The sequence below is a fragment of the Aliiroseovarius sp. B-4 genome (genome assembly GCF_056857795.1).
Genome location: NZ_JBSXNV010000021.1, coordinates 1 through 2,552, shown reverse-complemented (window position 1 = coordinate 2,552; position 2,552 = coordinate 1). Strand labels below are relative to the sequence as shown.

At 59.9% G+C, this 2,552-nt stretch carries 2 protein-coding genes; both read right to left on the bottom strand.

The genetic code is table 11. The features are described 5' to 3' along the window. Positions 1-334: 334 nt before the first annotated feature. Positions 335-1,531, bottom strand: coding sequence for an IS91 family transposase (locus AC13C8_RS01090; RefSeq protein ID WP_482846104.1), 1,197 nt, complete (start codon positions 1,529-1,531; stop codon positions 335-337). A 12-nt stretch (positions 1,532-1,543) separates the two neighbouring features. After that, complete coding sequence (locus tag AC13C8_RS01085; RefSeq protein WP_091428952.1) at positions 1,544-2,422, bottom strand: tyrosine-type recombinase/integrase; 879 nt, start codon at positions 2,420-2,422, stop codon at positions 1,544-1,546. Between the last annotated feature and the right edge of the window lie 130 nt (positions 2,423-2,552).

Below are 2,552 nucleotides of genomic sequence, written 5' to 3'. Positions count from 1 at the left end.
GTCTAAGATTTTTCGATGCGGGCCAGTTGGTTAGGTTGGTCTTGGCGGAATGGCCCGCGTTGACAAATCTGACAAGGTGGAAGCCGCGGGATGCGTGCGCTGCGTTATGGGGAAAGTACAGGCGTCTGCCTCTGATATCGGTTTGAGTTTCGCCGGGTTTGCCAAATTTGACCGGGCGGCTGGACGGCCTTTGGCGTTCCGTTGGGGGCTTTTGCGGGTCTTGCGGCGGTGCTTTGCATGGTCTTTTTCATCGAGAACGGCGTTGAACCAAATCCCAGCTCTGACCGGCACCCTGAGCGTCGGATCGGAGGATGGGCAGCAGATGGGCGTTTCATCATGCGGCCTGCTTTCGTGGTGGTGCCCGGGTGCGGGGTTTCTGCCCGCGCCGGAATGCTTCGATGATGCGCATCGTGCCGCCGCAGTTGGGACATGGTTCGCGCAGTTTCAGTGAGACTTGGGGGTCATCTTTCAGCTGGTCTGGTTCGTCAGATCTCGCTGTTCCGAGAAGCGCGCGGATCTGGGCGACTTTCTCTTTGCGACCGCTGCCCGCAAGGTAGCCGTAGTGGCGAATGCGATGGAAGCGATCGGGCAGGACATGCATCAGAAAGCGGCGGATGAACTCGAAAGTCGGTAGCCGCATCACCTTCATGCGATCCCCGCGCTTAGTCCTGTAGTCCTTCCACCGGAACGCCACGGTGTCGGCATCAGCGCTGACAAGGCGGTGGTTTGAGATTGCCACTCGGTGGGTATACCGGCTCACATAGGCGAGCACCGCTTCCGGGCCACCGAAGGGCGGTTTGGCATAAACAACCCAGCCGATCTTGCGCAGCGGGGCCAACCATCTGGCGAAAGCGCTGGCGTCTGCCAATCCGGCAAGATCGCCGAAGAACCTCAGTTGCCCGACACGGTGCAGGGCCATCAGCCCCTCAAGAAAGAGACGGCGGAACAGCCGCGACAGCACGCGCACATGCAGAAAGAACCCGGGCTTGCAGGCATTCCATCGATTGCCGTCCGAGGTCAGGCCGCCCCCCGGAACGATCATGTGAATGTGGGGATGATGGGTGAGCGCTGAGCCCCAGGTGTGTAATACGCTGGTCATGCCGACACGGGCGCCAAGGCGCTTGGGATCAGCGGCGATGGTGGTTACCGTTTGAGCAGACGCCTTGAACAGCAGACCATAAACAGCGCGCTTGTTCCAAAGGGCAATCTGGGCGATCTCAGCTGGCAGCGTGAAGACGAGGTGGAAATACTCGACCGGCAGCAAATCTTCGGCGCGCGCCTGCATCCAGTCACGGGCCGCTGGTGCCTGACACTTGGGACAATGCCGGTTCTTGCAGCTGTTATAGGCGATGTGCTGATGGTTGCACTTCGTGCAGGCCGCCACATGCCCACCGAGCGCTTCTGTACGACAGGATTCAATCGCTGACATGACGCGGAGTTGGCTCAGGTTCAGACGCCCCGCTTTGGCTCCCCGATAGGCAGGACCGTAGGTTCGAAAGATATCAGCGACCTCCAGCTTCGGGCGCGGCAACGCCCGTGCCCATCACTCTGACCTTCGGTCCTGAAGCTGCGCCAGCAGCTCATAGGGGCTGTCGGTGTCCCGGATCAGCTTGGTCGCGACATGGGTATATTGTGCGGTCGTGCTCAGCTTGGCATGGCCCAACAAAACCTGAATGACACGCACATCCGTCCCGGCCTCAAGAAGGTGGGTGGCAAAGCTATGACGCAACGTATGCAACGTGCTTCTCGGCGTCTTGATACCGGCCAGATGCTTGGCAGCGCTGAAGGCACGATGCAATTGACGCGGTGAAAGTGGGTTGATCCGAGGTTTGCCGGGAAACAGCCAGCCCTCCGGGCGCGCCTCGCGCCAATAGTCACGCAAAAGCTCCAATAGGCCCGGCGACAACATCACCTTGCGATCCTTGCCGCCCTTGCCCTTCTCGACGTGGATCAGCATCCGGTCGCTGTCGATATCCGTAACTTTCAGATTGCAGACCTCCGATGCCCTCAAACCGGTGCCATAGGAGATACTGAGCGCCGCGCGATACTTCAGCCCCGGTCCGGGTGCAACCTTTAGCAACTCGAATACCTCTTCGGCGCTGAACACAACGGGCAGTTTCCGGGGCTCGGTGCGGAAATGCAGGCACTGCTTCATCTCGGGGCGCTTGCAGGTCGTTTCAAAGAAGAACCGCAGCCCGACAAGCCGTACATTGTAGGTCGATGGGGTGACGTTCGTGTTCACCATCTGCAACTGATAGGCACGCAAGTCTTCGGCGGTCGCTGTGTCCGGAGACCGACCAAGGTACTCGGCAAAATATCGAACCGCTCGGATATGCGCTTTTTGTGAGCTCTCGCCCAGCCCTTTGATCCGCATATCTTCGATCATCCGCTCACGCAGCGGTGTGGTCTTCGTGTCCGCCATGGGACCCTCCTGTCTGTTGATTGAGAGACCCCAATCGTCAGACAGACACGCCCATTCCCAAAGTCTCGACCGTCAGATCATCGCAACGCGCCGGCCACAAGCGCCCCCGCCGCGCGAGCGGCTTCGTCCT